This is a genomic window from Salmonella sp. SA15303 (genome assembly GCF_029962125.1).
Lineage (GTDB): Bacteria > Pseudomonadota > Gammaproteobacteria > Enterobacterales > Enterobacteriaceae > Salmonella > Salmonella enterica.
In genome coordinates this window covers 674,025-697,345 of record NZ_CP123924.1, presented here as the reverse complement: position 1 = coordinate 697,345, position 23,321 = coordinate 674,025, and the positions used below count along the sequence as shown (strand labels likewise).

Annotated in this window: 25 protein-coding genes and 1 riboswitch; of the genes, 15 read left to right on the top strand and 10 right to left on the bottom strand. The window is 52.5% G+C overall.

Features of this window, described 5'->3' with window-relative positions; all coding sequences use genetic code 11:
- The first annotated feature begins 99 nt into the window (after positions 1-99).
- The 4 genes from qseB (at position 100) to QEN31_RS03345 (ending at position 3,139) form a co-directional block, all read left to right on the top strand.
- Positions 100-759 (top strand): quorum sensing response regulator transcription factor QseB, encoded by a 660-nt coding sequence (qseB, locus tag QEN31_RS03360; RefSeq protein WP_001221574.1) that lies wholly within the window; start codon positions 100-102, stop codon positions 757-759.
- Positions 756-2,105: a quorum sensing histidine kinase QseC gene (gene qseC, locus QEN31_RS03355; RefSeq protein WP_000779328.1), complete on the top strand. Its 1,350-nt coding sequence runs from the start codon at positions 756-758 to the stop codon at positions 2,103-2,105. Before qseB ends, qseC begins: the two co-directional genes overlap by 4 nt.
- Positions 2,106-2,211: 106 nt before the next feature.
- The gene (locus tag QEN31_RS03350) at positions 2,212-2,793 is read left to right on the top strand and encodes an NAD(P)H-dependent oxidoreductase (protein WP_000065416.1); all 582 of its coding nucleotides are present in this window, start codon (positions 2,212-2,214) and stop codon (positions 2,791-2,793) included.
- A 31-nt stretch (positions 2,794-2,824) separates the two neighbouring features.
- On the top strand, positions 2,825-3,139 hold the full coding sequence (locus QEN31_RS03345; RefSeq protein WP_000958587.1) for a putative quinol monooxygenase: 315 nt from the start codon (positions 2,825-2,827) through the stop codon (positions 3,137-3,139).
- Between the two features lie 124 nt (positions 3,140-3,263).
- Here QEN31_RS03345 and parE read toward each other — a convergent pair whose 3' ends face one another.
- From parE to nudF, 5 genes are read right to left on the bottom strand one after another with little or no spacing between them, the layout of a single operon-like run.
- Positions 3,264-5,156, bottom strand: coding sequence for a DNA topoisomerase IV subunit B (parE, locus tag QEN31_RS03340; RefSeq protein WP_000195318.1), 1,893 nt, complete (start codon positions 5,154-5,156; stop codon positions 3,264-3,266).
- Between the two features lie 27 nt (positions 5,157-5,183).
- Positions 5,184-5,765 (bottom strand): esterase YqiA, encoded by a 582-nt coding sequence (gene yqiA / locus QEN31_RS03335; RefSeq protein WP_000105725.1) that lies wholly within the window; start codon positions 5,763-5,765, stop codon positions 5,184-5,186.
- Positions 5,765-6,592, bottom strand: a complete 828-nt coding sequence (gene cpdA, locus QEN31_RS03330; protein WP_000444735.1) for a 3',5'-cyclic-AMP phosphodiesterase — start codon at positions 6,590-6,592, stop codon at positions 5,765-5,767. Before cpdA ends, yqiA begins: the two co-directional genes overlap by 1 nt.
- Before the next feature lie 24 nt (positions 6,593-6,616).
- Entirely contained in the window at positions 6,617-7,039 is a 423-nt protein-coding gene (locus QEN31_RS03325) for a DUF1249 family protein (protein WP_000833405.1), read from the bottom strand.
- Positions 7,036-7,668, bottom strand: coding sequence for an ADP-ribose diphosphatase (nudF, locus tag QEN31_RS03320; RefSeq protein ID WP_001231952.1), 633 nt, complete (start codon positions 7,666-7,668; stop codon positions 7,036-7,038). The genes QEN31_RS03325 and nudF overlap by 4 nt, the downstream gene beginning before the upstream one ends.
- Before the next feature lie 200 nt (positions 7,669-7,868).
- On the opposite strand from nudF, the gene tolC reads away from it, so the two are divergent.
- The 3 genes from tolC (at position 7,869) to QEN31_RS03305 (ending at position 11,397) form a co-directional block, all read left to right on the top strand.
- Positions 7,869-9,344 carry an outer membrane channel protein TolC gene (tolC, locus tag QEN31_RS03315; RefSeq protein ID WP_014343899.1) on the top strand — a complete coding sequence of 492 codons (1,476 nt, stop codon included), beginning with the start codon at positions 7,869-7,871 and terminating at the stop codon, positions 9,342-9,344.
- A gap of 212 nt (positions 9,345-9,556) precedes the next feature.
- Entirely contained in the window at positions 9,557-10,228 is a 672-nt protein-coding gene (locus tag QEN31_RS03310; RefSeq protein ID WP_000831524.1) for a DUF1190 family protein, read from the top strand.
- Positions 10,229-10,233: 5 nt separating this feature from the next.
- Positions 10,234-11,397, top strand: a complete 1,164-nt coding sequence (locus QEN31_RS03305; protein ID WP_000442833.1) for a glutathionylspermidine synthase family protein — start codon at positions 10,234-10,236, stop codon at positions 11,395-11,397.
- 61 nt (positions 11,398-11,458) lie between these two features.
- On the opposite strand, the gene ygiD is transcribed toward QEN31_RS03305, so the two are convergent.
- Positions 11,459-12,247, bottom strand: coding sequence for a 4,5-DOPA dioxygenase extradiol (ygiD, locus tag QEN31_RS03300; protein WP_001520560.1), 789 nt, complete (start codon positions 12,245-12,247; stop codon positions 11,459-11,461).
- Between the two features lie 140 nt (positions 12,248-12,387).
- Here ygiD and zupT point away from each other — a divergent pair, with 140 nt between their 5' ends.
- A complete protein-coding gene (gene zupT, locus QEN31_RS03295; RefSeq protein ID WP_000115874.1) occupies positions 12,388-13,161 on the top strand; it encodes a zinc transporter ZupT in 774 nt (257 codons plus the stop codon).
- Positions 13,162-13,227: 66 nt separating this feature from the next.
- Here zupT and QEN31_RS03290 read toward each other — a convergent pair whose 3' ends face one another.
- Positions 13,228-13,404, bottom strand: coding sequence for a hypothetical protein (locus tag QEN31_RS03290; RefSeq protein ID WP_000469259.1), 177 nt, complete (start codon positions 13,402-13,404; stop codon positions 13,228-13,230).
- Between the two features lie 399 nt (positions 13,405-13,803).
- On the opposite strand from QEN31_RS03290, the gene QEN31_RS03285 reads away from it, so the two are divergent.
- Genes QEN31_RS03285 through dsbI form a run of 3 tightly spaced genes read left to right on the top strand, consistent with a single transcriptional unit; the run spans position 13,804 to position 16,983 of the window.
- Positions 13,804-15,600: an aryl-sulfate sulfotransferase gene (locus QEN31_RS03285; protein ID WP_000460255.1), complete on the top strand. Its 1,797-nt coding sequence runs from the start codon at positions 13,804-13,806 to the stop codon at positions 15,598-15,600.
- A gap of 19 nt (positions 15,601-15,619) precedes the next feature.
- A complete protein-coding gene (locus QEN31_RS03280) occupies positions 15,620-16,291 on the top strand; it encodes a thiol:disulfide interchange protein DsbA/DsbL (protein WP_000096230.1) in 672 nt (223 codons plus the stop codon).
- Between the two features lie 14 nt (positions 16,292-16,305).
- Positions 16,306-16,983 (top strand): protein-disulfide oxidoreductase DsbI, encoded by a 678-nt coding sequence (dsbI, locus tag QEN31_RS03275; RefSeq protein ID WP_000345576.1) that lies wholly within the window; start codon positions 16,306-16,308, stop codon positions 16,981-16,983.
- Positions 16,984-17,153: 170 nt separating this feature from the next.
- On the opposite strand, the gene ribB is transcribed toward dsbI, so the two are convergent.
- A complete protein-coding gene (ribB, locus tag QEN31_RS03270) occupies positions 17,154-17,807 on the bottom strand; it encodes a 3,4-dihydroxy-2-butanone-4-phosphate synthase (RefSeq protein ID WP_001076978.1) in 654 nt (217 codons plus the stop codon).
- A 105-nt stretch (positions 17,808-17,912) separates the two neighbouring features.
- Positions 17,913-18,111, bottom strand: a riboswitch (FMN riboswitch).
- A 132-nt stretch (positions 18,112-18,243) separates the two neighbouring features.
- Between ribB and ubiK the strand changes: the two genes are divergently transcribed.
- On the top strand, positions 18,244-18,543 hold the full coding sequence (gene ubiK / locus QEN31_RS03265) for a ubiquinone biosynthesis accessory factor UbiK (RefSeq protein WP_000566825.1): 300 nt from the start codon (positions 18,244-18,246) through the stop codon (positions 18,541-18,543).
- 73 nt (positions 18,544-18,616) lie between these two features.
- Here the strand turns inward: ubiK and glgS are convergent, their stop codons facing one another.
- Positions 18,617-18,826, bottom strand: a complete 210-nt coding sequence (gene glgS, locus QEN31_RS03260; RefSeq protein ID WP_000928927.1) for a cell surface composition regulator GlgS — start codon at positions 18,824-18,826, stop codon at positions 18,617-18,619.
- 257 nt (positions 18,827-19,083) lie between these two features.
- Between glgS and QEN31_RS03255 the strand changes: the two genes are divergently transcribed.
- The 3 genes from QEN31_RS03255 (at position 19,084) to QEN31_RS03245 (ending at position 21,701) form a co-directional block, all read left to right on the top strand.
- Positions 19,084-19,704 (top strand): OB-fold-containig protein, encoded by a 621-nt coding sequence (locus QEN31_RS03255; protein ID WP_000171739.1) that lies wholly within the window; start codon positions 19,084-19,086, stop codon positions 19,702-19,704.
- An 18-nt stretch (positions 19,705-19,722) separates the two neighbouring features.
- Positions 19,723-21,402, top strand: coding sequence for a flotillin family protein (locus tag QEN31_RS03250; RefSeq protein ID WP_000342878.1), 1,680 nt, complete (start codon positions 19,723-19,725; stop codon positions 21,400-21,402).
- Positions 21,403-21,641: 239 nt separating this feature from the next.
- Positions 21,642-21,701 (top strand): type I toxin-antitoxin system Ibs family toxin, encoded by a 60-nt coding sequence (locus QEN31_RS03245; protein WP_001804776.1) that lies wholly within the window; start codon positions 21,642-21,644, stop codon positions 21,699-21,701.
- 160 nt (positions 21,702-21,861) lie between these two features.
- Here the strand turns inward: QEN31_RS03245 and hldE are convergent, their stop codons facing one another.
- The gene (gene hldE, locus QEN31_RS03240) at positions 21,862-23,295 is read right to left on the bottom strand and encodes a bifunctional D-glycero-beta-D-manno-heptose-7-phosphate kinase/D-glycero-beta-D-manno-heptose 1-phosphate adenylyltransferase HldE (protein WP_000867682.1); all 1,434 of its coding nucleotides are present in this window, start codon (positions 23,293-23,295) and stop codon (positions 21,862-21,864) included.
- Positions 23,296-23,321 lie beyond the last annotated feature (26 nt).

Sequence of the window (23,321 nt, the reverse complement as noted above, 5' to 3'; positions counted from 1 at the left end):
AACAACTTCTTAAGGCAAAAAAAGAATCTTTTTTTCTGTACATCGCCTGCGGCGACAAGGTTAACTGACGGCAACGCGAGTTACCGCAAGGAAGAACAGATGCGAATTTTACTGGTAGAAGATGACACACTTATTGGCGATGGCATAAAAGCGGGCCTGAGTAAAATGGGTTTCAGCGTCGACTGGTTTACCGAGGGACGTCCGGGCAAAGAGGCGCTTTACAGCGCGCCTTATGATGCGGTTATTTTAGATTTGACGCTGCCAGGCATGGACGGACGGGATATTTTGCGCGAATGGCGCGAAAAGGGTAAACAGGAACCGGTACTGATCCTGACGGCGCGCGACGCGTTAGCAGAGCGCGTCGAGGGGCTACGTCTGGGCGCCGATGACTATTTATGTAAACCTTTCGCGCTCATTGAGGTCGCCGCCCGTCTGGAGGCGCTGGTACGCCGCGCCAGCGGTCAGGCCAGTAGCGAATTGCGCCACGGCCAGGTGACGCTCAATCCAGGCAATCTCGTCGCGACGCTTGCCGGCGAACCACTGGCCCTAAAACCAAAAGAGTTCGCGTTGCTGGAACTCTTACTGCGCAACAAAGGTCGCGTGCTGCCGCGCAAGCTTATTGAAGAGAAGCTGTATAACTGGGATGACGACGTGTCCAGCAATGCAGTGGAAGTCCATGTTCATCATTTACGCCGCAAGCTCGGCAGCGAATTTATTCGCACCGTGCACGGCATCGGCTACACCCTGGGTGACGCATGAAATTGACGCAACGTCTCAGCCTGCGCGTCAGGCTGACGCTTATTTTCCTGATTCTGGTCTCCATCACCTGGGCAATCTCCAGTTTTGTGGCCTGGAGAAAGACGACGGATAATGTCGACGAGCTGTTTGACACACAGTTGATGTTGTTCGCCAGACGGCTTAGCACCCTCGATCTTAACGAGATCAACGCCCCGCAGCGCATGGCGCATACGCCAAAGAAATTAAAACATGGGCATATCGATGACGATGCGCTGGCGTTCGCCATCTTTTCCGCTGACGGCAAAATGTTGCTGCATGATGGCGACAACGGCCAGGATATTCCGTATCGCTATCGCCGGGAAGGTTTCGACAATGGCTATCTGAAGGATGACAACGACCTCTGGCGTTTTTTGTGGTTGAACTCGGCGGACGGCAAGTATCGTATCGTCGTCGGTCAGGAGTGGGATTACCGCGAAGATATGGCGCTGGCGATCGTGGCGGCGCAATTAACGCCGTGGCTGATCGCCCTTCCCTTCATGCTGCTAATTTTATTACTCCTGCTTCACCGCGAGCTCAGACCATTGAAAAAACTGGCGCAGGCGCTACGCTTCCGGTCGCCGGAATCGGAAACGCCGCTCGACGCCAAAGGCGTACCGAGCGAGGTTCGCCCACTGGTCGAAGCGCTTAATCAGCTTTTTAGCCGCATCCACTCCATGATGGTGCGCGAACGGCGATTTACCTCCGACGCCGCCCATGAATTGCGCAGCCCGCTGGCCGCGCTGAAAGTACAAACCGAGGTGGCGCAGCTCTCGGGCGACGATCCGCTATCGCGTGATAAAGCGCTGACCCAGCTCCATGCGGGGATCGATCGCGCCACGCGACTGGTCGATCAGCTACTGACGTTATCGCGTCTCGACTCGCTCAATAATTTGCAGGATGTAGCGGAGATTTCGCTGGAAGAGCTGCTGCAGTCCGCGGTAATGGATATTTATCATCCGGCGCAGCAGGCGAATATCGACGTGCGTTTACAGCTTAACGCCCATGACGTCATACGTACCGGCCAGCCGCTACTCTTAAGCCTGTTAGTGCGTAACCTGCTGGATAATGCGATTCGCTACAGTCCGCAGGGCAGCGTCGTCGACGTTACCTTACATGCCCGCAGCTTCACCGTCAGAGATAATGGCCCCGGCGTAGCGCCAGAGATTCTGACGCATATCGGCGAGCGTTTTTACCGCCCGCCAGGCCAAAGTGTGACCGGCAGCGGTCTGGGATTATCAATCGTCCGCCGCATCGCTACGCTGCACGGCATGACGGTGTCGTTTGGCAACGCCGCGGAAGGTGGATTTGAGGCCGTAGTAAGTTGGTAACAGAGACTTTTGCCAAAAACGCAAAAGACTTTGCACATTTTGCTAATTTCACCGCACCGCCCGTCAGCGTAGAATCAGCAGCAAACGCATTTCTTGAGGACACAAAATGAGTAACATCCTGATTATCAACGGGGCGAAAAAATTCGCGCACTCCAACGGCCAGTTGAATGACACCCTGACCGAAGTTGCCGATGGGCTGCTGCGCGATCTGGGTCATCAGGTTAAGATCGTCCGCGCCGACAGCGACTATGACATTAAAGAAGAGGTGCAGAATTTCGTCTGGGCTGACGTGGTGATTTGGCAGATGCCAGGCTGGTGGATGGGCGCGCCATGGACAGTAAAAAAATATATGGATGATGTCTTTACCGAAGGTCACGGTACGCTCTATGCCAGCGATGGCCGCACGCGTTCCGATGCCGCTAAAAAGTACGGTTCCGGCGGTCTGGTGCAGGGGAAAAAATATATGCTGTCACTGACGTGGAACGCGCCGATGGAAGCATTTACCGAAAAAGATCAGTTTTTCCACGGTGTAGGCGTAGATGGCGTCTATCTGCCATTCCATAAAGCCAACCAGTTCCTGGGCATGGACGCGCTGCCAACGTTTATTGCCAACGACGTGATTAAAATGCCGGATGTTCCGCGCTATACCGCAGAATATCGCAAGCATCTGAGCGAAATTTTTGCTTAACTGGTCATCCTGGAATTAGAAGGAGTTAACCATGCTTACCGTCATTGCCGAAATTCGCACGCGTCCGGGCCAACATCACCGTCAGGCCGTCCTCGACCAGTTTGCGAAAATTATTCCAACCGTTCTTAAAGAAGAGGGGTGCCACGGTTACGCGCCGATGGTGGATCATGCCGCGGGCGTGAGTTTTCAGACTCTGGCGCCTGACTCGATCGTGATGATTGAACAGTGGGAAAGCGTTGCGCACCTTGAGGCACATCTGCAAACCCCGCATATGAAAGCCTACAGCGACGCGGTAAAAGACGATGTGCTGGAAATGAATATTCGTATTCTGGAATCCGGCGTTTAAGTTATTACCCTCGTCTGACGTCGCCCTGATGCGATGCGCAAGTGTCGCCATCAGGCTGCGGCGTCATGTCGGATTCGCTTATCCGGCCTGCGGCATGCAGACCAGATAAAGCGTGCAACAACCGTTACACGTCGAGATCCGCGAGATCGCCTTTTTCCTGTAGCCAGTTGCGTCGATCTTCAGAACGTTTCTTCGCCAGCAGCATATCCATCATCGCATTAGTACGCTGATCGTCTTCATCGCTAATGGTGAGCTGCACCAGGCGGCGAGTATTCGGATCAAGCGTGGTTTCGCGTAACTGCATCGGGTTCATTTCTCCCAGGCCTTTGAAACGCTGTACGTTCGGCTTGCCTTTCTTACGCTTCAGTTGTTCCAGTACGCCCGCCTTCTCTTCTTCCGTCAGCGCGTAATAGACCTCTTTACCCAAATCGATACGGTATAGCGGCGGTAGCGCGACGTAGACATGACCATTCTTCACCAGCGCGCGGAAGTGTCTGACAAACAGCGCGCAAAGCAGAGTAGCGATATGCAAACCATCGGAGTCCGCATCCGCCAGGATACAGATCTTGCCGTAGCGCAGCTGACTCAGATCGTCGCTGTCCGGATCGATACCGATCGCCACGGAAATATCATGCACTTCTTGCGAGGCCAGCACTTCATCGGAAGAGACCTCCCAGGTGTTAAGGATCTTACCTTTGAGCGGCATGATCGCCTGATATTCGCGATCGCGCGCCTGCTTGGCGGAACCGCCCGCCGAATCCCCTTCCACAAGGAACAGCTCGGTCCGATTAAGATCCTGCGCGGTACAGTCCGCCAGTTTCCCCGGCAACGCCGGGCCGCTGGTGAGCTTTTTGCGCACCACTTTTTTTGCGGCGCGCAGTCGCCGCTGCGCGCTGGCAATCGCCATCTCTGCCAGTTGTTCCGCCGCCTGCACGTTCTGGTTCAGCCACAGGCTGAAGGCATCTTTCACCACGCCGGAAACAAATGCCGCACATTGACGCGACGACAGACGCTCTTTGGTCTGCCCGGCAAATTGCGGGTCCTGCATTTTCACGGAAAGCACATAAGCGCAGCGATCCCAGATATCTTCCGCCGACAGTTTGACGCCGCGCGGCAGAATATTGCGGTATTCGCAAAATTCGCGCATCGCGTCGAGCAGGCCCTGGCGCAGACCGTTGACGTGCGTCCCCCCCTGCATGGTCGGGATCAGGTTGACGTAGCTTTCCGTCAGTAATTCGCCGCCTTCCGGCAGCCACAATAGCGCCCAGTCAACCGCTTCCGTTTCACCGTTAAAATTACCGATAAACGGCTTTTCCGGCAGCGTCGGCAGGCCGTTTACCGCTTCGCCCAGATAGTCGTTCAGACCATCCTGGTAGCACCAGCGCTGCTCGCTGTTATTCACTTCATCTTTAAAAGTGATTTCCACGCCGGGACACAGCACCGCTTTTGCTTTCAGAACGTGCATTAAGCGAGAGACAGAAAAACGCGGGCTGTCGAAGAAACTTTCGTCCGGCCAGAAATGGACGCTGGTTCCAGTATTACGTTTACCGCAGGTGCCGACAACCTGCAAATCCTGCACTTTTTCGCCGTTTTCAAACGCGATGTTATAGACCTGACCGTCGCGGCGCACGGTCACTTCCACGCGCTTTGACAGGGCATTTACTACCGAAATCCCCACCCCATGCAGACCACCAGAGAACTGATAGTTCTTATTGGAGAATTTACCGCCGGCATGAAGCCGACAGAGGATCAGTTCTACCGCCGGAACCCCCTCTTCCGGATGGATATCCACCGGCATCCCGCGTCCGTCGTCAATCACTTCCAGCGATTGATCGGCATGTAAAATGACATCCACGCGTTTGGCGTGACCTGCCAGTGCTTCATCCACACTATTATCAATCACTTCCTGACCCAAATGGTTGGGGCGGGTCGTATCGGTGTACATCCCCGGGCGGCGGCGTACCGGCTCAAGCCCAGTGAGTACCTCAATGGCATCAGCGTTATAAGTTTGCGTCATGGTTTAATTAGCAATTCGAATTGATTGTCAGCAACTGTGCAGTCCAAGAAAATCGACAATCTGGTTGAAATAATCTTCGAAGCCCGTGAATGCGTGATTACCACCCTCGGTCACTGTCTGACGGCAGGAGGCGTAATATGCCACCGCCTGGCGGTAATCCAGCACTTCATCGCCCGTCTGTTGCAGTAGCCAGATCAGGTCCGGCGCTTCCAGCGGGTCAATCTGCATGACTTTAAGATCATAAATATGGCGAGACTCTAGCACATATTGCTGCCCGGTGTAGGGGTTCTCGTTCTGACCGAGATAGTCGGTCAGTAATTCAAAGGGCCGCACGGCGGGATTCACCACCACAGCCGGCAGCATAAAACATTGCGACAGCCAGGTGGCGTAATAACCACCCAGCGACGATCCTACCAGCCCTAATGGCGCACCGCCATGCTCAAGCACGAGAGATTCCAGCAACTCCGCCGCATCGGCAGGATACGGCGGCAGCTGAGGGACGATCATCTCAACATGCGGATGACGCTCCGCCAGCCAGTTTTTTAGCTGGCACGCTTTTGCCGAGCGAGGGGAACTGTTGAATCCGTGCAAATAGAGAAGCGTAGACATCAGTATCCTTCCGAAGCGGTATCGGGTCGGAACCGGGTATCCTGCAGGCGATGCACTTCCGTCTCCAGGACGCCGTTCGCCCGGAGCTCCAGCGTACGCCAGCCCGGCGCGATAGTATCCAGCGTAAAGTTCGCGCAGTGCGGTTTGAACTGTACGCAGGTTGACGGCGACGCCAGCAGACGGCGACCGTTCCAGTCAAGATCCAGCTCCTGGTGAATATGTCCGCATAACAGATATTTTACACGCGGGAAATTTGCCAGCACGCTATCCAGCTCACCGGCATTACGCAAGCTGTGCTGATCCAACCAACTGCACCCTGCCGGCAACGGATGGTGGTGCAACAGGAGCAATGTCTGTCTCTCTGGCGCATCGGCGAGCTTACGCTCAAGCCATTCCAGTTGGAACTCGCTCAGTTCGCCATGCGGAACGCCAAACACCTGGCTATCCAGCAACAAAATCTGCCATTGTTCACCGATTAACACGCGTTTAGCCGGGGAAATCCCCGCCTCTTGCAGCGCGCTGTACATTGCCGGCTGAAAATCATGATTGCCCGGTAGCCAAACGCAAGGCGCGCGAAAGCTTGCGATACCCTCAGCAAAATGCTGATAAGCCGCAGCGGATTGATCCTGCGCCAGATCGCCGGTGGCCACGATCAGATCATATTCATACTGTTGCGCCCGAATAGCCTCCAGCACGGCCTGGTAACTTTCCCAGGTATTGACGCCTAACAGCGTTTCATGCTTTTCGGCAAACAGGTGAGTATCTGTAATTTGTAAAATCCTGACTCGGGCCTCACCAGCCAGAGGTAGGGTTAACAGGCTTTCCAAATGGTGTCCTTAGGTTTCACGACGCTAATAAACCGGAATCGCCATCGCTCCATGTGCTAAACAGAATCGTAGCCAGTCGGCCAGAAACTGATTAATTTGATGCTTTTCGTCGCGTTGATGCAACTTTTTATTTGGATAATCATACCGCGCTTTGAAGCGAAAGATCTGCTGGCTTGAACACACTTCAGCCACCATCGCATCATGGTAGAGGCGCACCGTCAGCGACGGCAGGCTCCAGTAGGTGATGGCTGGCGTCGTTTGCTCGATCGTTACAAGCGTAGTGTATCGGGTCGATTCCACAATCGTTAACCGATATTGTACGTTGCCCACCTGATAGCTCACCGTTTCACCGGGGGCGTCATTGCGCGGCAGCAGGCGGCGCAATTGCGAAAAATTGGTTTCGCACAAACGCATCATTTCTGGGAAGTCAGGTGTATAACGCTTCATTTTTTCCACTCGTTTTTTAACTCTTGATGATGCAACTGAAGCCATTGCAAAGCGATGACTGCGGCTGCGTTGTCGATTTTCCCCTCTTCTACCCACTGGTATGCCTGTTCCCGGCTTACCACATGAACCCGAATATCTTCGTTTTCATCCGCCAGACCATGAATACCTACCGCGGTCGTGGCGTCCACTTCACCCACCAGAATAGATGAGCGCTCGCTGGTTCCTCCTGGACTCGCCAGGTAACTGATGACCGGTCGGGTGCGGCCCACGGTCAGCCCTGCTTCTTCCATCGCCTCCCGCCGGGCGACCGCCTCAATGGTTTCGCCTTCTTCTATCATGCCGGCGACCATCTCCAGCAGCCACGGCGTAACGCTTGTGTCATATGCGGCAATACGAATCTGTTCGACCAGCACCACCTCGTCGCGTTCAGGGTCAAAGGGTAGCAAGACGGCGGCGTGCCCGCGCTCAAAAATTTCGCGCTTTACCTCGCCACTCATTTCTCCGTTGAATAAACGATGGCGGAATCGATACACATCCAATGAAAAAAAACCGCGATAGCGCGTTTCCCGTGCAATAATTTCTACATCGCTTTTGGTGAAAGTAACTGGCAAGTTGTCTGATTTACGCATTGTGCTGCCCTGCTAGCAATAATGATTAAATGATGAATTTCCAGGGTGGTTGACTGCTGTTTTATCACCCTTGTGGTAAATTGGTGCCAATTAAGGCTCGTATGGCACGTAACGCCAACTTTTTGCAGTGGCGGATTCTGCTAGAATCAGCAATTATTTTTACAAATTGATCAGCGCTAAATACTGCTTCACAACAAGGAATGCAAATGAAGAAATTGCTCCCCATCCTTATCGGCCTGAGCCTGTCGGGGTTCAGCACACTAAGCCAGGCAGAGAACCTGATGCAAGTTTATCAGCAAGCACGCCTGAGCAACCCGGAATTGCGTAAATCCGCTGCCGATCGCGATGCTGCATTCGAAAAAATTAACGAAGCGCGTAGTCCTTTACTGCCGCAACTGGGTTTAGGTGCCGACTACACCTACAGCAACGGTTATCGCGATGCGAACGGTATCAACTCCAATGAAACCAGCGCTTCTCTGCAATTAACGCAGACGCTATTTGATATGTCGAAATGGCGTGGGCTCACCCTGCAAGAAAAAGCAGCAGGCATTCAGGATGTCACCTATCAGACCGATCAGCAGACGCTGATCCTCAATACCGCGAACGCGTATTTTAAGGTATTGAACGCTATTGATGTGCTTTCCTATACCCAGGCGCAAAAAGAGGCTATCTACCGTCAGTTAGATCAAACGACGCAACGTTTTAACGTGGGTCTGGTCGCCATTACCGACGTGCAAAACGCCCGTGCGCAATATGATACCGTACTGGCGAATGAAGTGACCGCCCGCAACAACCTGGATAACGCGGTAGAAGAGCTGCGCCAGGTAACCGGCAATTATTACCCGGAGCTGGCGTCGCTTAACGTCGAGCATTTTAAAACCGACAAACCCAAAGCTGTTAATGCGCTGTTGAAGGAAGCGGAAAACCGTAACCTGTCGCTGTTGCAGGCGCGTTTAAGTCAGGATCTGGCGCGCGAGCAAATCCGTCAGGCGCAGGATGGTCACCTGCCGACGCTGAATTTAACGGCCTCAACCGGCATTTCTGATACCTCTTATAGCGGTTCTAAAACCAACTCCACCCAGTACGACGATAGCAACATGGGGCAGAATAAAATCGGCCTTAACTTCTCCCTGCCGCTGTATCAAGGTGGGATGGTTAACTCGCAGGTAAAACAGGCGCAGTATAACTTCGTCGGCGCAAGCGAACAGCTGGAAAGCGCGCACCGTAGCGTGGTGCAGACCGTACGTTCTTCCTTTAACAATATTAACGCCTCCATCAGCAGCATCAACGCGTATAAACAGGCGGTCGTTTCCGCGCAAAGTTCTTTGGATGCCATGGAAGCCGGTTACTCGGTCGGTACACGTACCATTGTTGACGTACTGGATGCCACCACCACTCTGTATGATGCCAAGCAGCAACTGGCCAACGCGCGTTATACCTATTTGATTAATCAGTTAAATATCAAATATGCGCTCGGTACGCTGAACGAGCAGGATCTGCTCGCGCTTAACAGTACGTTGGGTAAACCTATCCCGACGTCGCCGGAAAGCGTAGCGCCGGAAACGCCAGATCAGGATGCTGCCGCAGACGGTTATAATGCTCATAGCGCCGCGCCAGCAGTACAGCCGACCGCCGCTCGCGCCAACAGCAATAACGGCAATCCATTCCGGCATTGATAAGTTATTCGCTGGCGCTGCGCTTATCAGACCTGTGCCCTTGTAGGTCTGGTAAGCGCGGCGCTACCTGTCATAAAGCCGCACCTGAACGTAAGACAACGTAAAGATCCTGCTATTCCGCCGCATTCTCGCCTTTTCTCGCTTCAATTTCGACCAGTCATCCTCTATTCTGAAGGCATGTTGTATTTACCACTGGGTCCTGGAAGACAAATATGAAACGGACAAAATCCATCCATCACGCATCATTTCGCAAAAGCTGGAGCGCGCGGCATTTAACGCCGGTCGCCCTGGCGGTTACGGCTGTTTTTATGCTGGCTGGCTGTGAAAAAAGCGATGAAACCGTATCGCTGTATCAAAACGCTGATGACTGTTCAGCGGCGAATCCGGGCAAAAGCGCGGAGTGTACAGCCGCGTATAACAATGCGCTGAAAGAGGCCGAACGTACTGCGCCTAAGTACGCTACACGCGAAGATTGCGTCGCCGAGTTTGGCGAAGGTCAGTGCCAGCAAGCGCCCGCACAGGCTGGCATGGCGCCGGAAAATCAGGCGCAGGCCCAACAATCCAGCGGCAGTTTCTGGATGCCGCTTATGGCAGGTTACATGATGGGGCGTCTGATGGGCGGCGGCGCAGGCTTTGCGCAACAGCCGCTGTTTAGCTCGAAAAACCCGGCCAGCCCTGCATACGGCAAATATACCGATGCGGCAGGTAAAAACTACGGCGCGGCGCAACCGGGCCGGACAATGACCGTACCAAAAACCGCGATGGCGCCGAAACCTGCCACCACAACAACCGTTACCCGCGGCGGTTTTGGCGAATCCGTCGCCAAACAGAGCACCATGCAGCGTAGCGCTGCCGGTACTTCAACACGTTCGATGGGCGGCTGATACGCATGGAAAGAGTCAGTATTACCGAGCGCCCGGACTGGCGCGATAAAGCGACTGAATACGGGTTTAATTTTCACACTATGTATGGTGAACCGTACTGGTGTGAAGACGCTTATTACAAGTTAACGCTCGCCCAGGTGGAAAAACTGGAAGACGTTACCGCCGAGCTGCACCAGATGTGCCTCAAGGTAGTAGAACGCGTCATCGCCAGCGATGAGCTGATGACGAAGTTTCGTATTCCAAAACATACCTGGGGTTTTGTTCGCCAGTCCTGGCAAACGCAACAACCGTCGCTCTATTCCCGCCTCGATCTGGCCTGGGACGGTATCGGCGAGCCTAAGCTGCTCGAAAATAATGCCGACACGCCAACATCGCTGTATGAAGCGGCGTTTTTCCAGTGGATTTGGCTGGAAGATCAGATCAACGCGGGCAATCTGCCGGAAGGCAGCGATCAGTTTAATAGCCTGCAGGAAAAGCTGATTGAACGCTTTGCTGAACTTCGCGAACAGTACGGTTTTCAGTTGCTGCATCTCACCTGCTGTCGCGATACGGTTGAGGATCGCGGCACCATTCAGTATTTACAGGATTGCGCGGCCGAAGCGGAAATCGCCACCGAATTTCTCTATATCGACGATATTGGTCTGGGGGAAAAAGGCCAATTTACGGATCTGCAGGATCAGGTCATTGCGAACCTGTTCAAGCTCTATCCGTGGGAATTTATGCTGCGCGAGATGTTTTCCACCAAGCTGGAAGATGCCGGCGTGCGCTGGCTGGAACCGGCCTGGAAAAGCATTATCTCCAATAAAGCGTTGTTGCCGCTGTTGTGGGAGATGTTCCCGGACCATCCGAATCTGTTGCCTGCGTATTTCGCCGAAGACGAACATCCGCCAATGGATAAATATGTCGTGAAACCGATCTTCTCCCGCGAAGGGGCGAACGTATCGATTATTGAAAACGGTAAAACGATCGAATCCGTGGAAGGCCCGTATGGCGAAGAGGGTATGATCGTGCAACAGTTCTATCCGCTGCCAAAATTCGGCGACAGTTACACCCTGATTGGTAGCTGGCTGATTAACGATCAACCCGCCGGAATTGGTATCCGTGAAGATCGGGCGCTGATCACCCAGGATCTCTCCCGCTTCTATCCGCATATTTTTGTCGAAGGATAGATTTTCCTGTAAGCCCGATGCGCGTAGCGCCATCGGGCAATCATTCCGCGCCTTATCCGGCCTACCCCACCTGCACCGACAACATACTTATACTGCCCATCTCAATACCGTCGACCGGGATGGTGATAGGTTCCTTGCCGTCCCAGGCGCCAAGTACATACAGCAAAGGCAAAAAGTGCTCCGGCGTCGGGTTCGATAAGGCGCCCCCTTCATGTTGCAGATAATTCACCAGCGGGTGCTGTTCTACCGGCCCCTGCCACGTCAGGTTGGCTTTCACAAAGTCATTAAATGACGCCGCCCAGGGATACGGTATATTGTCACCGTGCCAACGCACAGTCCGCAGGTTATGAACCACATTCCCGCTGGCCACCAGCATCACGCCTTCGTCACGCAGCGTCGCCAGTTTACGGCCCACCTCAAAATGCCATGCCGCCGGTTTGGTACTATCAACACTAAGCTGCACCATCGGGATATCCGCATTCGGATACATCTTGATCAATACGCCCCAAGAGCCGTGATCAAATCCCCACGCTTCTTTATCGAGCGCGACGGGAACGGGAGCCAACAGTTCAACCAGACGCTGCGCCAGCGCAGGCGATCCAGGGGCCGGATAATGCGTGTCATACAGCGCCTGCGGAAAACCGCCAAAATCATGGAGAGTTTGCGGCCTTTCCATCGCTGTGACGCCAGTCCCACGGGTATACCAGTGCGCCGACACCACCACTATCGCCTGTGGTCGCGGCAGGGCTTCCCCCAATCGCCGCCAGGCGCGGGTATAATCATTATCGTCCAGCACGTTCATCGGGCTGCCATGCCCCAAAAACAATGCTGGCATACACGTTAAAGACATGATGTTATCCTTACAGGAAAGACATTTTGTTAACATCACCATACGCTTTCTTCACAGAGGAAGAACTCAGATAACTATGATGAAGATCATCAGTTATTTTGAAGGTCAGGTTCGGACGGCAAATTGATAAGGAGTAATGGATGTCAGTACCACTTATTCTGACCTTACTGGCGGGCGCTGCCACCTTTATTGGCGCGTTTCTTGGCGTTCTTGGCCAAAAACCGTCTAACCGCGTGCTGGCTTTTTCGCTGGGCTTCGCCGCAGGGATCATGCTGCTCATCTCGCTGATGGAGATGCTGCCCGCCGCGCTTGATACCGAGGGGATGTCGCCTGTACTGGGCTACGGAATGTTTATTATCGGCCTGTTGGGCTACTTCGGGCTGGACCGCCTGCTTCCTCACGCTCATCCGCAGGATCTGGTGCAAAAAAGGCAGCAGCCGCTTCCCGGCTCGATAAAACGCACTGCGATTTTATTGACGCTCGGCATTAGCCTGCACAACTTTCCGGAAGGGATCGCCACCTTTGTCACTGCCAGCAGCAATCTTGAACTGGGTTTCGGCATCGCACTGGCGGTGGCGTTGCACAATATTCCTGAAGGTCTGGCGGTTGCCGGCCCGGTTTATGCCGCGACGGGCTCAAAACGTACCGCGATTTTTTGGGCCGGTATCTCCGGCATGGCGGAAATTCTTGGCGGCGTACTGGCGTGGCTGATTTTGGGCAGCCTGGTTTCACCGATCGTTATGGCGGCTATCATGGCGGCAGTCGCCGGCATTATGGTGGCGCTCTCCGTCGATGAACTGATGCCGCTGGCAAAAGAGATCGATCCTAACAATAACCCCAGCTATGGCGTGCTTTGCGGTATGTCCATCATGGGGCTCAGTCTCGTCATTTTGCAGACGATAGGTATCGGTTAAGAGAAACGTCGCGCCGGATGCAGGCCTTTAGCCAGGCAACATCCGGCTGCCCGTCAAGGATATGCGCTATTTCTGCTCATTCATCACGCTGTCGCCTTCGCTCGTCTGGCGAAAACGTTTCGTTCGCGCTTCAAGTAATGCATCTCTGTCTTGCCGAAACGCTCTGCAATAACGCTTCATATGGCAAATATACCCTACTACCACCAGAACGATTAATATTATCCAATACCAGGCAATAAACATCCTTTTTACCCTTAAAATTTAACATCACTAAACATTTAACGTTAAAATTTTACATACCCTTATTTTGACGTATTCATATACTGGCATATTTGTGGAACAAATAAATGATTTTGATCATATAAATCAGTGGTGAAACACAATAATGAAAGAGGTATTAAGCAGAAAACAATGTCGATAAGATCACACTTCGTACTAATTTATATTGTTCTTAAAATATCACACTCCTACTATCGACTCACTCAGGCAATTAAAAAATATTGATACAGAATATACTTTAAAATAAGTAACAGCATCATGACTTATATTTAAAGACCAATCATTTACCTCATTTATTATTCATAAAAACATAGTATATTCAGAAGTATTATATTTAGAAGTTGTATATAAGGAGATATATCCATGTTTGACCAATACCGGAAAACAATACTTGCCGGTGCCGTCGCACTGACATGCGGACTCACCGCAGCCAGTACGTTTGCCGCAGGTTTTCAACCGGCACAGCCCGCAGGAAAATTAGGCGCAGTCGTTGTCGATCCTTACGGAAATGCCCCTCTCACCGCGCTGGTGGAATTAGATAGCCATATTATTTCAGACGTTAAAGTTACTGTACATGGCAAAGGGGAAAAAGGCGTTCCTATTACTTATACCGTTGGGAAAGAGTCTTTAGAAACCTATGACGGTATTCCTATTTTTGGCCTTTATCAGAAATTTGCCAACAACGTCACGGTAGAATATAAAGAAAACGGCAAAGCCATGAAGGATGACTATGTGGTGCAGACGTCCGCCATCGTCAACCATTATATGGATAACCGTTCTATTTCAGATCTCCAGCAAACGAAAGTTATTAAAGTCGCGCCAGGATTTGAAGATCGCCTTTATCTGGTAAATACCCATACCTTTACGCCGCAGGGCGCTGAATTTCACTGGCACGGCGAAAAAGATAAAAATGCGGGCATTCTTGATGCCGGCCCGGCGGGCGGGGCTTTGCCTTTCGATATCGCCCCTTATACGTTTGTGGTCGACACCCAGGGTGAATATCGCTGGTGGCTGGATCAAGATACCTTCTACGACGGCCACGATATGAATATCAACAAACGCGGCTACCTGATGGGTATTCGTGAAACGCCTCGCGGCACCTTTACCGCGGTGCAGGGCCAACACTGGTACGAGTTTGACATGATGGGGCAAATTCTTGCCGATCACAAACTGCCGCGCGGGTTCCTGGATGCGTCTCATGAATCCATCGAAACCGTGAACGGCACCGTACTGCTGCGCGTCGGCAAACGCGATTACCGCAAAGAAGACGGCATACATGTTCATACGATTCGTGACCAAATCATTGAGGTTGATAAGTCTGGCCGCGTAGTAGACGTTTGGGATTTAACCAAAATCCTCGACCCTATGCGTGATGCGCTGCTCGGCGCGCTGGATGCGGGCGCAGTATGCGTGAACGTCGATCTGGCCCATGCCGGACAGCAGGCGAAACTCGAACCGGATACGCCGTATGGCGATGCGCTTGGCGTTGGTGCCGGTCGTAACTGGGCGCACGTCAACTCTATCGCTTATGACGCGAAAGACGACTCCATCATCCTTTCTTCCCGCCATCAGGGTATTGTAAAAATTGGTCGCGATAAGCAGGTGAAATGGATACTGGCACCGTCTAAGGGCTGGAATAAGCAGCTAGCCAGTAAATTGCTGAAACCGGTAGACGATCATGGTAAGCCGTTGACCTGTGACGAAAACGGCAAGTGTAAGGATACCGATTTCGATTTCACCTATACCCAACATACGGCATGGCTTTCCAGCAAAGGCACGTTAACGGTCTTTGATAACGGCGATGGTCGCGGCCTGGAGCAACCGGCTCTACCGACCATGAAATATTCCCGTTTTGTCGAATATAAGATCGATGAGAAGAAAGGCACCGTACAACAAGTTTGGGAATACGGTAAAGAACGTGGATATGATTTCTATAGTCCTATTACCTCGGTTGTTGAATATCAAAAAGACCGCGACACCATGTTCGGCTTTGGCGGTTCTATTAACCTGTTCGACGTTGGTAAACCCACAGTCGGCAAACTGAATGAGATTGACTATAAAACGAAAGAAGTGAAAGTTGAAATTGATGTGCTGTCGGATAAACCCAACCAGACTCACTATCGTGCATTACTGGTTCATCCAACGCAAATGTTTAAATAAATAACGGGAAGGAATTAATATGTCATCTAAATGGATTACCTCTTTATTTAAAAGCGTAGTATTAACCGCGGCATTGGTCACTCCTTTTGCGGCATCGGCTTTTACCGAGGGCACAGATTATATGGTTCTGGAGAAACCGATTCCTAATGCGGATAAAACGCTGATTAAGGTATTTAGCTACGCCTGCCCTTTCTGCTACAAATATGACAAAGCCGTAACAGGTCCGGTTTCTGATAAAGTAGCCGATCTCGTTACGTTCACTCCGTTCCACCTGGAAACAAAAGGCGAATATGGCAAACAGGCCAGCGAAGTATTTGCAGTCCTGATCGCCAAAGATAAAGCTGCCGGGATTTCGTTATTTGATGCTAAATCACAATTCAAAAAAGCGAAGTTCGCCTGGTATGCGGCTTACCATGATAAGAAAGAGCGCTGGTCAGATGGGAAAGATCCGGCGGCATTTATTAAAACCGGGCTGGACGCCGCAGGCATGAGCCAGGCTGATTTTGAAGCGGCGCTGAAAGATCCTGCCGTTCAGGAGACGCTGGAAAAATGGAAAGCCGCCTATGACGTTGCCAAAATTCAGGGTGTTCCGGCTTACGTCGTCAACGGCAAGTACCTTATCTATACCAAAAACATCAAATCCATCGATTCTATGGCTGAACTCGTTCGGGAACTGGCCACTAAAAAATAAGCAGGGAAACGATTATGGATTTTATTAAGGGATTATGGCGAGACCTACGCGCAAGACCAGTGGATACGCTGGTGAGATGGCAGGAACAGCGCTTTCTGTGGCTGTTAATGGCCATCGCGATGGGAGGATTAATTATCCTGGCGCACTCGTTCTTCCAAATCTACCTCTACATGGCGCCGTGCGAGCAGTGTGTTTACATCCGTTACGCGATGTTTGTGATGGTAATTGGCGGGGTGATTGCGGCGATAAATCCCAAAAATATCGTGCTGAAGCTGATTGGCTGCATCGCGGCGTTTTATGGCAGCATTATGGGCATTAAGTTTTCTATTAAGCTTAATGGTATCCATCATGCGGTACATAATGCGGACCCCGATTCACTTTTTGGCGTGCAAGGATGTTCGACTGACCCGACCTTTCCTTTCAACTTACCGTTGGCGGAATGGGCGCCGGAGTGGTTTAAACCTACCGGAGACTGCGGTTATGACGCGCCTATCGTCCCTGATGGCGTAACGCTCAGTAGCGTACAGCAGTGGTTTGTCGATCTCTACCAGCAGTCCGAAGGCTGGTATCTGCTTCCGCCCTGGCACTTTATGAACATGGCGCAGGCATGTATGTTGGCCTTTGGGTTGTGCCTGATTCTGCTGCTGGTGATGAGCGGCGCCTGGGCATTGAAACTGGCCAGAGGAAAATAACCTGAATAGATAAACCAAAGCAGAGGTCTGCATTCAGGCCTCTGCTTTTCTCACAATAATTTTACCATTCAGCTTATTCGTCGTTCTTTGAAACTGAACGATATGGCACCGAAGGAATACAAAAAAGCCGATGACATCTCATCGGCTTTTTTCAACCATGATCCGTTCGATCAGCTGGCTTTGCGCTCATGCGCCTGGCGGTAAGCCACCAGATCTTCAATCGTGACCACCGCCATATTATGCTGGCCTGCAAACGCGATACACTCCGGCGCGCGCGCCATCGTCCCATCGTCGTTAGTCAACTCGCACAGTACGCCTGCAGGTTTAAAACCGGCCAGCGTCATCAGATCGATGGTCGCCTCCGTATGACCGCCGCGCGTCAGCACGCCGCCCGCCTGAGCGCGCAGTGGGAAAACGTGCCCCGGACGGTTAAGATCGGACGGTTTTGCGCCATCCTTAATTGCCGCACGCACCGTAGTGACACGGTCAGCGGCGGAAACGCCGGTGGTCACGCCTTCTGCGGCTTCAATGGTCACGGTAAAACCGGTGCCGTAGGCGCTGGTGTTGTTTTCCACCATCATTGGCAAGTCGAGCTGCTTACGACGGTCTTCAGTAATACACAGGCAAACAATACCGCTACCGTGACGAATGGTTAACGCCATCTGTTCTACGGTCATCGTCTCTGCGGGGAAAATCATATCGCCTTCGTTTTCACGATCTTCATCATCAAGCACCATCACACCGCGTCCTTCACGCAGCGCATCCAGTGCAAGTTCAACACGTTCAAAAGGCGTACCAAAAGAGGAAAGTAGCGTCTGATTCATGGTAAAAAAACCTCATTAACATTATGGTTACCAGAATCAGGGCAGTCTTAGGAGTGCCGACAAGCGGCAAAAAAATAACGTGAGCGGGTCCATGCCCGACTGGATCGTTACCCTCTCCCATCCGGACTTTAACCGTCGGCCCCGGAATTACACCGGATCTGCTGACCTTTTCGCTATGGCAAAAAGCGCTCGCGGGCTTTCAACCTGCTCTCCGCGTTCCGTCACGGCGCGCCGTGATGAGAAATGCGTTAAACATCGCTGATTTACCGCCGGTGGGGAATTTCGCCCCGCCCTGAGAATAAGCGGGTTAACTATAACGCTATTGATTACCTTCATCAACGCCTTTACTCCGTATGACGTCACACAATTCTGGTTTATGGCGTCCACATATCGCACTACAATAAGAGCTAACACTTATCAGTTCAGGGAAACCACAATGATTGACCCGAAAAAAATTGAGCAAATCGCACGCCAGGTTCATGAGTCAATGCCGAAAGGTATTCGCGAGTTCGGGGAAGATATCGAGAAAAAAATCCGTCAAACGCTGCAATCTCAGCTGACGCGTCTCGATCTGGTGAGCCGCGAAGAGTTTGATGTCCAGACTCAGGTCTTGCTGCGCACCCGGGAAAAACTGGCGCTGCTGGAGCAACGCCTCAGCGAACTGGAAGCTCGCGACAAGCCTGAAGAAGTAAAACCTGCGCCCGCCATTCCGCCAGTCGATCCACAACAAGAGTAAAAACGTGAACGGGCCTGACGGCCCGCTCATATAAGATCTGAATAATGCCCTGCACCTGTAAAGGGAGCCTGCATTAGTGTTCTAATTCTAACCTTTTCGCCTGAGTCGCCTGCTGGCAGTAAAGCGCGTAACGCTTGCAAAACCAGTCGCGATGCTCCTCGTCCATATTGCCGGTTACCGCCTGGATATCAACAGGACGCCCCTCCGCCTGCATTCTGGCAAAACTGCGCGCCAGAAAATCGAAATTATTTAATGAATAGACGTTATTGTTGTTCATCAGCATACCCTCCAGTTATTGAATTCTGTTAAGGCTATATGCTTTTTCTGATTTCAGTATTTCCCTATATGTACGGCGGTTTTATACATAACGTGCGCAAATTTAATGCGCAAAATCACAATATTCACCAAAGATAACGACGGATAAATCGCTTTTCGGACTTAAGGAGATATGGGTCACATGATATTGTAACGCAATGAAATAACAAGCATGAAAATTATCACGCGAACATCCTTCTGAAGGCGGCGACAAGGATAGAAAATATGACCTTATTTGCGGAGTATAACAGCCCCTATCTGTTTGCCATCGCGTTCGTTTTCTTTATCGGCGTGCTGGAGATGATTTCGCTGATTTTTGGCCACTTTCTTTCAGGCGCGCTCGACGCCCATCTCGATCATTATGACGCCCTGTCATCCGGCCCTGCGGGCCAGGCGCTTCATTATCTGAATATTGGACGCGTTCCCGCCCTGGTCGTCCTCTGTCTATTGGCCGGTTATTTCGGCCTCTTCGGTATCCTCATCCAGCATGGCGGGATCATGCTCTGGCAAGCGCCGCTCAGCAATCTGCTGCTGGTCCCGTTGAGCATTGTCCTGTCGGTCTTTGCCGTGCATTACAGCGGAAAAATCCTCGCGCCCTGGCTACCCAGAGATGAAAGCTCCGCCCTCCGGGAAGAGGAATTTATCGGCGGCATGGCGATTATTACCGGCCACGCCGCCGTCGCCGGTACACCTTGCGAAGGAAAATTTACCGATAAGTTCGGCCAGATTCACTATTTACTGCTGGAACCCGAAAAGGGAAAAGAATTTAAAAAAGGAGACAAGGTGCTGATTGTCTGCCGACTTTCCGCAACGCGTTATTTGGCTGAGCGTACCTTCTATGTTTAATTGAGAGGAACTTACATAATGGATGATGTTTTTGGCATATTGCCATCATGGATGTTTACCGCCATCGTTGCGGTTATCGTCTTACTAATTATCGGGATCATTTTTGCTCGCCTCTATCGCCGCGCATCTGCGGAACAGGCATTTGTCCGTACCGGGCTTGGCGGGCAAAAAGTGGTGATGAGCGGCGGCGCTATTGTGATGCCAATCTTTCACGAAATTATTCCGATCAATATGAATACCCTAAAACTTGAAGTCAGCCGTGCTACCGTCGACAGCCTGATCACCAAAGATCGTATGCGCGTTGACGTGGTCGTCGCTTTCTTCGTACGTGTAAAACCCTCTGTTGAAGGTATTGCCACCGCCGCACAAACGCTTGGCCAGCGAACGCTGTCGCCGGAAGATCTGCGTATGCTGGTTGAGGATAAATTCGTTGACGCCTTACGCGCTACCGCGGCCCAGATGACGATGCATGAGCTACAGGATACGCGTGAAAACTTCGTTCAGGGCGTACAAAACACCGTTGCGGAAGATTTGTCGAAAAACGGCCTGGAGCTGGAAAGTGTCTCATTAACCAACTTTAACCAAACGTCCAAAGAGCATTTCAATCCAAACAATGCCTTTGATGCCGAAGGTCTGACGAAACTGACGCAGGAAACCGAACGCCGCCGTCGTGAACGTAATGAAGTGGAACAGGATGTGGAAGTGGCGGTGCGCGAAAAGAACCGCGACGCGCTTGAGCGCAAGCTGGAAATCGAGCAACAAGAAGCCTTTATGACTCTGGAGCAGGAGCAACAGGTTAAAACCCGCACCGCCGAACAAAACGCTAAAATTGCCGCTTTTGAGGCCGAGCGCCATCGTGAAGCAGAACAGACGCGCATTCTTGCTGAGCGGCAGATCCAGGAGACGGAGATCGAACGTGAGCAAGCAGTACGGTCCAGGAAAGTTGAGGCCGAGCGTGAAGTACGTATTAAAGAGATCGAACAGCAACAGGTGACAGAAATCGCCAACCAGACGAAATCTATCGCCATTGCCGCCAAATCCGAGCAGCAATCGCAAGCGGAAGCGCGCGCCAACGACGCGCTGGCCGATGCGGTTCGCGCCCAGCAAAACGTAGAAACCACCCGCCAGACCGCCGAAGCGGATCGCGCCAAGCAGGTCGCTCTGATCGCCGCGGCGCAGGATGCGGAAACCAAAGCGGTCGAACTGACCGTTCGGGCAAAAGCAGAGAAAGAAGCGGCAGAATTGCAAGCCGCCGCTATCATCGAACTGGCGGAAGCAACGCGTAAAAAAGGTCTGGCGGAAGCCGAAGCGCAACGGGCGCTGAATGACGCTATCAACGTACTATCTGACGAACAAACCAGCCTCAAATTTAAACTAGCGCTCTTACAATCGTTGCCTGCTGTTATTGAGAAGTCTGTTGAACCGATGAAATCCATCGACGGCATTAAGATTATTCAGGTCGATGGCCTCAATCGCGGCGCGACGGCGGGCGACGTCGCCGCTGGCGGCGCTAACGGGGGAAACCTGGCGGAACAAGCGTTATCTGCCGCGCTCACCTATCGTACCCAGGCACCGCTGATCGATTCGCTGTTAAACGAGATTGGCATCGCTGGCGGCTCGCTAAAGGCGCTGACCACGCCGTTGGTTTCATCGGCAACGGATGAGATTAATCGCGAAGCAACGATAAAAGAGCAATAACCCCCCGCCATATCTCCTGTCCCTGGTCATAAGACCGGGGATTTTTTTATCTTTTTTCCACCTTGTCTGTACAAAGCGTTATGACCAGCAGGCCATTTTGCGTGGGCGATCCAGTAACGCAAAATCGGCGGGAGAAAGCCCTTGCGCCAGACAGGCCACTCACCAACAATCGCGATGTCAGCAAGGGGCTGAAACGGGAAAGCCCCTCCCGAGGAAGGGGCTTTAATAAGGAAAGGGTTATGATGCACCAGGTCATCATACTGATTGTTCTGTTACTGATAAGTTTCGCAGCTTACTAACAGACAATCAGAGGGGGGGAGAGATCCCCTCTCACCCTTATTCCTTTACTTTAGGTCGAAAAAAAAGCAGCGTCAACCGCGAGATACGCGTCGAAACAAAATGTCCGACGCGCCTTCAAAATCAGCGCCCGCCGCGTCTGTAACGCCTGATGACGCGGTTTTACTTCTCGCTCTCGGTCTGGATCTTTTTGATGATATTGGTCGTGGAACAACCATCTTCGAAGTTCAGCACCATGACTTCACCGCCGTTGGCCCAGACCTCTTCGCTGCCCGCGATCTCTTCCGGCTTATAGTCGCCGCCTTTTACCAGCAGATCCGGCAGAATACCGGCAATCAGTCGTTGCGGCGTATCCTCTTCAAAAGAGACAACCCAGTCGACCGACTCCAGCGCGCCTAGCACGATCATACGCTGTTCGAGCGGATTAACCGGACGGCTTTCGCCCTTCAGGCGTTTAGTCGAGGCGTCACTATTGACCGCAACAATCAGGCGGTCGCCCAGTTTGCGCGCGTTCGCCAGATAAGAGACATGGCCCGCGTGCAGAATATCGAAAACGCCGTTGGTCATGACCACTTTCTCGCCACGCTTACGCGCGCTGGCGACGGCCTGTCTCAACTCCTCTTCGGTCATAACGCCGAAGCCGGTATCCGCGCGTCCGCGCACTGCGTTTTCCAGCTCAATAGGGGAAACCGTTGACGTCCCGAGTTTACCTACCACTACGCCCGCCGCCGCATTGGCGAAATAACACGCCTCTTCCAGGGTATTTCCCGCCGCCAGCGTCGCCGCCAGCACGCCGATCACCGTATCGCCCGCACCGGTAACATCATAAACTTCCTGCGCCTGCGTCGGCATATGTAGCGGCGCTTTATTCGGTTGCAGCAGCGTCATTCCCTGTTCGGAACGCGTGACCAACAGCGCGGAAAGGTCGTAATCAGCAATGAGTTTCATGCCGCGTTCAACCAGTTCGTCTTCGCTTTTACATTTCCCCGCGACCGCCTCAAATTCAGAAAGGTTTGGCGTCAGCAGCGTGGCGCCGCGGTAACGTTCAAAATCCGTTCCTTTCGGATCGATGAGCACCGGCACGCCCGCCTGGCGCGCCAGGGAAATCATAGTCTGCACGCTGGTCAGAGCGCCTTTGGCATAATCGGACAATACCAGCGCGCCGATCGATCCCAGCGCCTGGTTGATACGCTCATGCAACGGCTGCGGGTCCACGCCCTCAAAGCCTTCTTCAAAATCAAGACGAATGAGCTGCTGATTACGTGATAGTACGCGCAGTTTGGTAATCGTCGGATGCGTCGGCACAGAAACGAAGTCGCACTTCACATTGACCTCCGCCAGCGTTTTGCTCAGCGCGCGCGCGGCGTCATCAATACCCGTCAGGCCGACCAGACGGGCGTTCGCTCCCAGAGACGCAATGTTCATCGCCACGTTCGCCGCGCCGCCCGGGCGTTCCTCAACGGTATTTACCTTAACCACGGGCACCGGCGCTTCCGGTGAAATACGGCAAGTGGGGCCATACCAATAGCGATCCAGCATTACATCACCCACAACCATGACGCCTGCACGTTCAAACGCTGGCAGATTTACTTTCATTCCTGTCTCCTGAGAGATTCAAAATT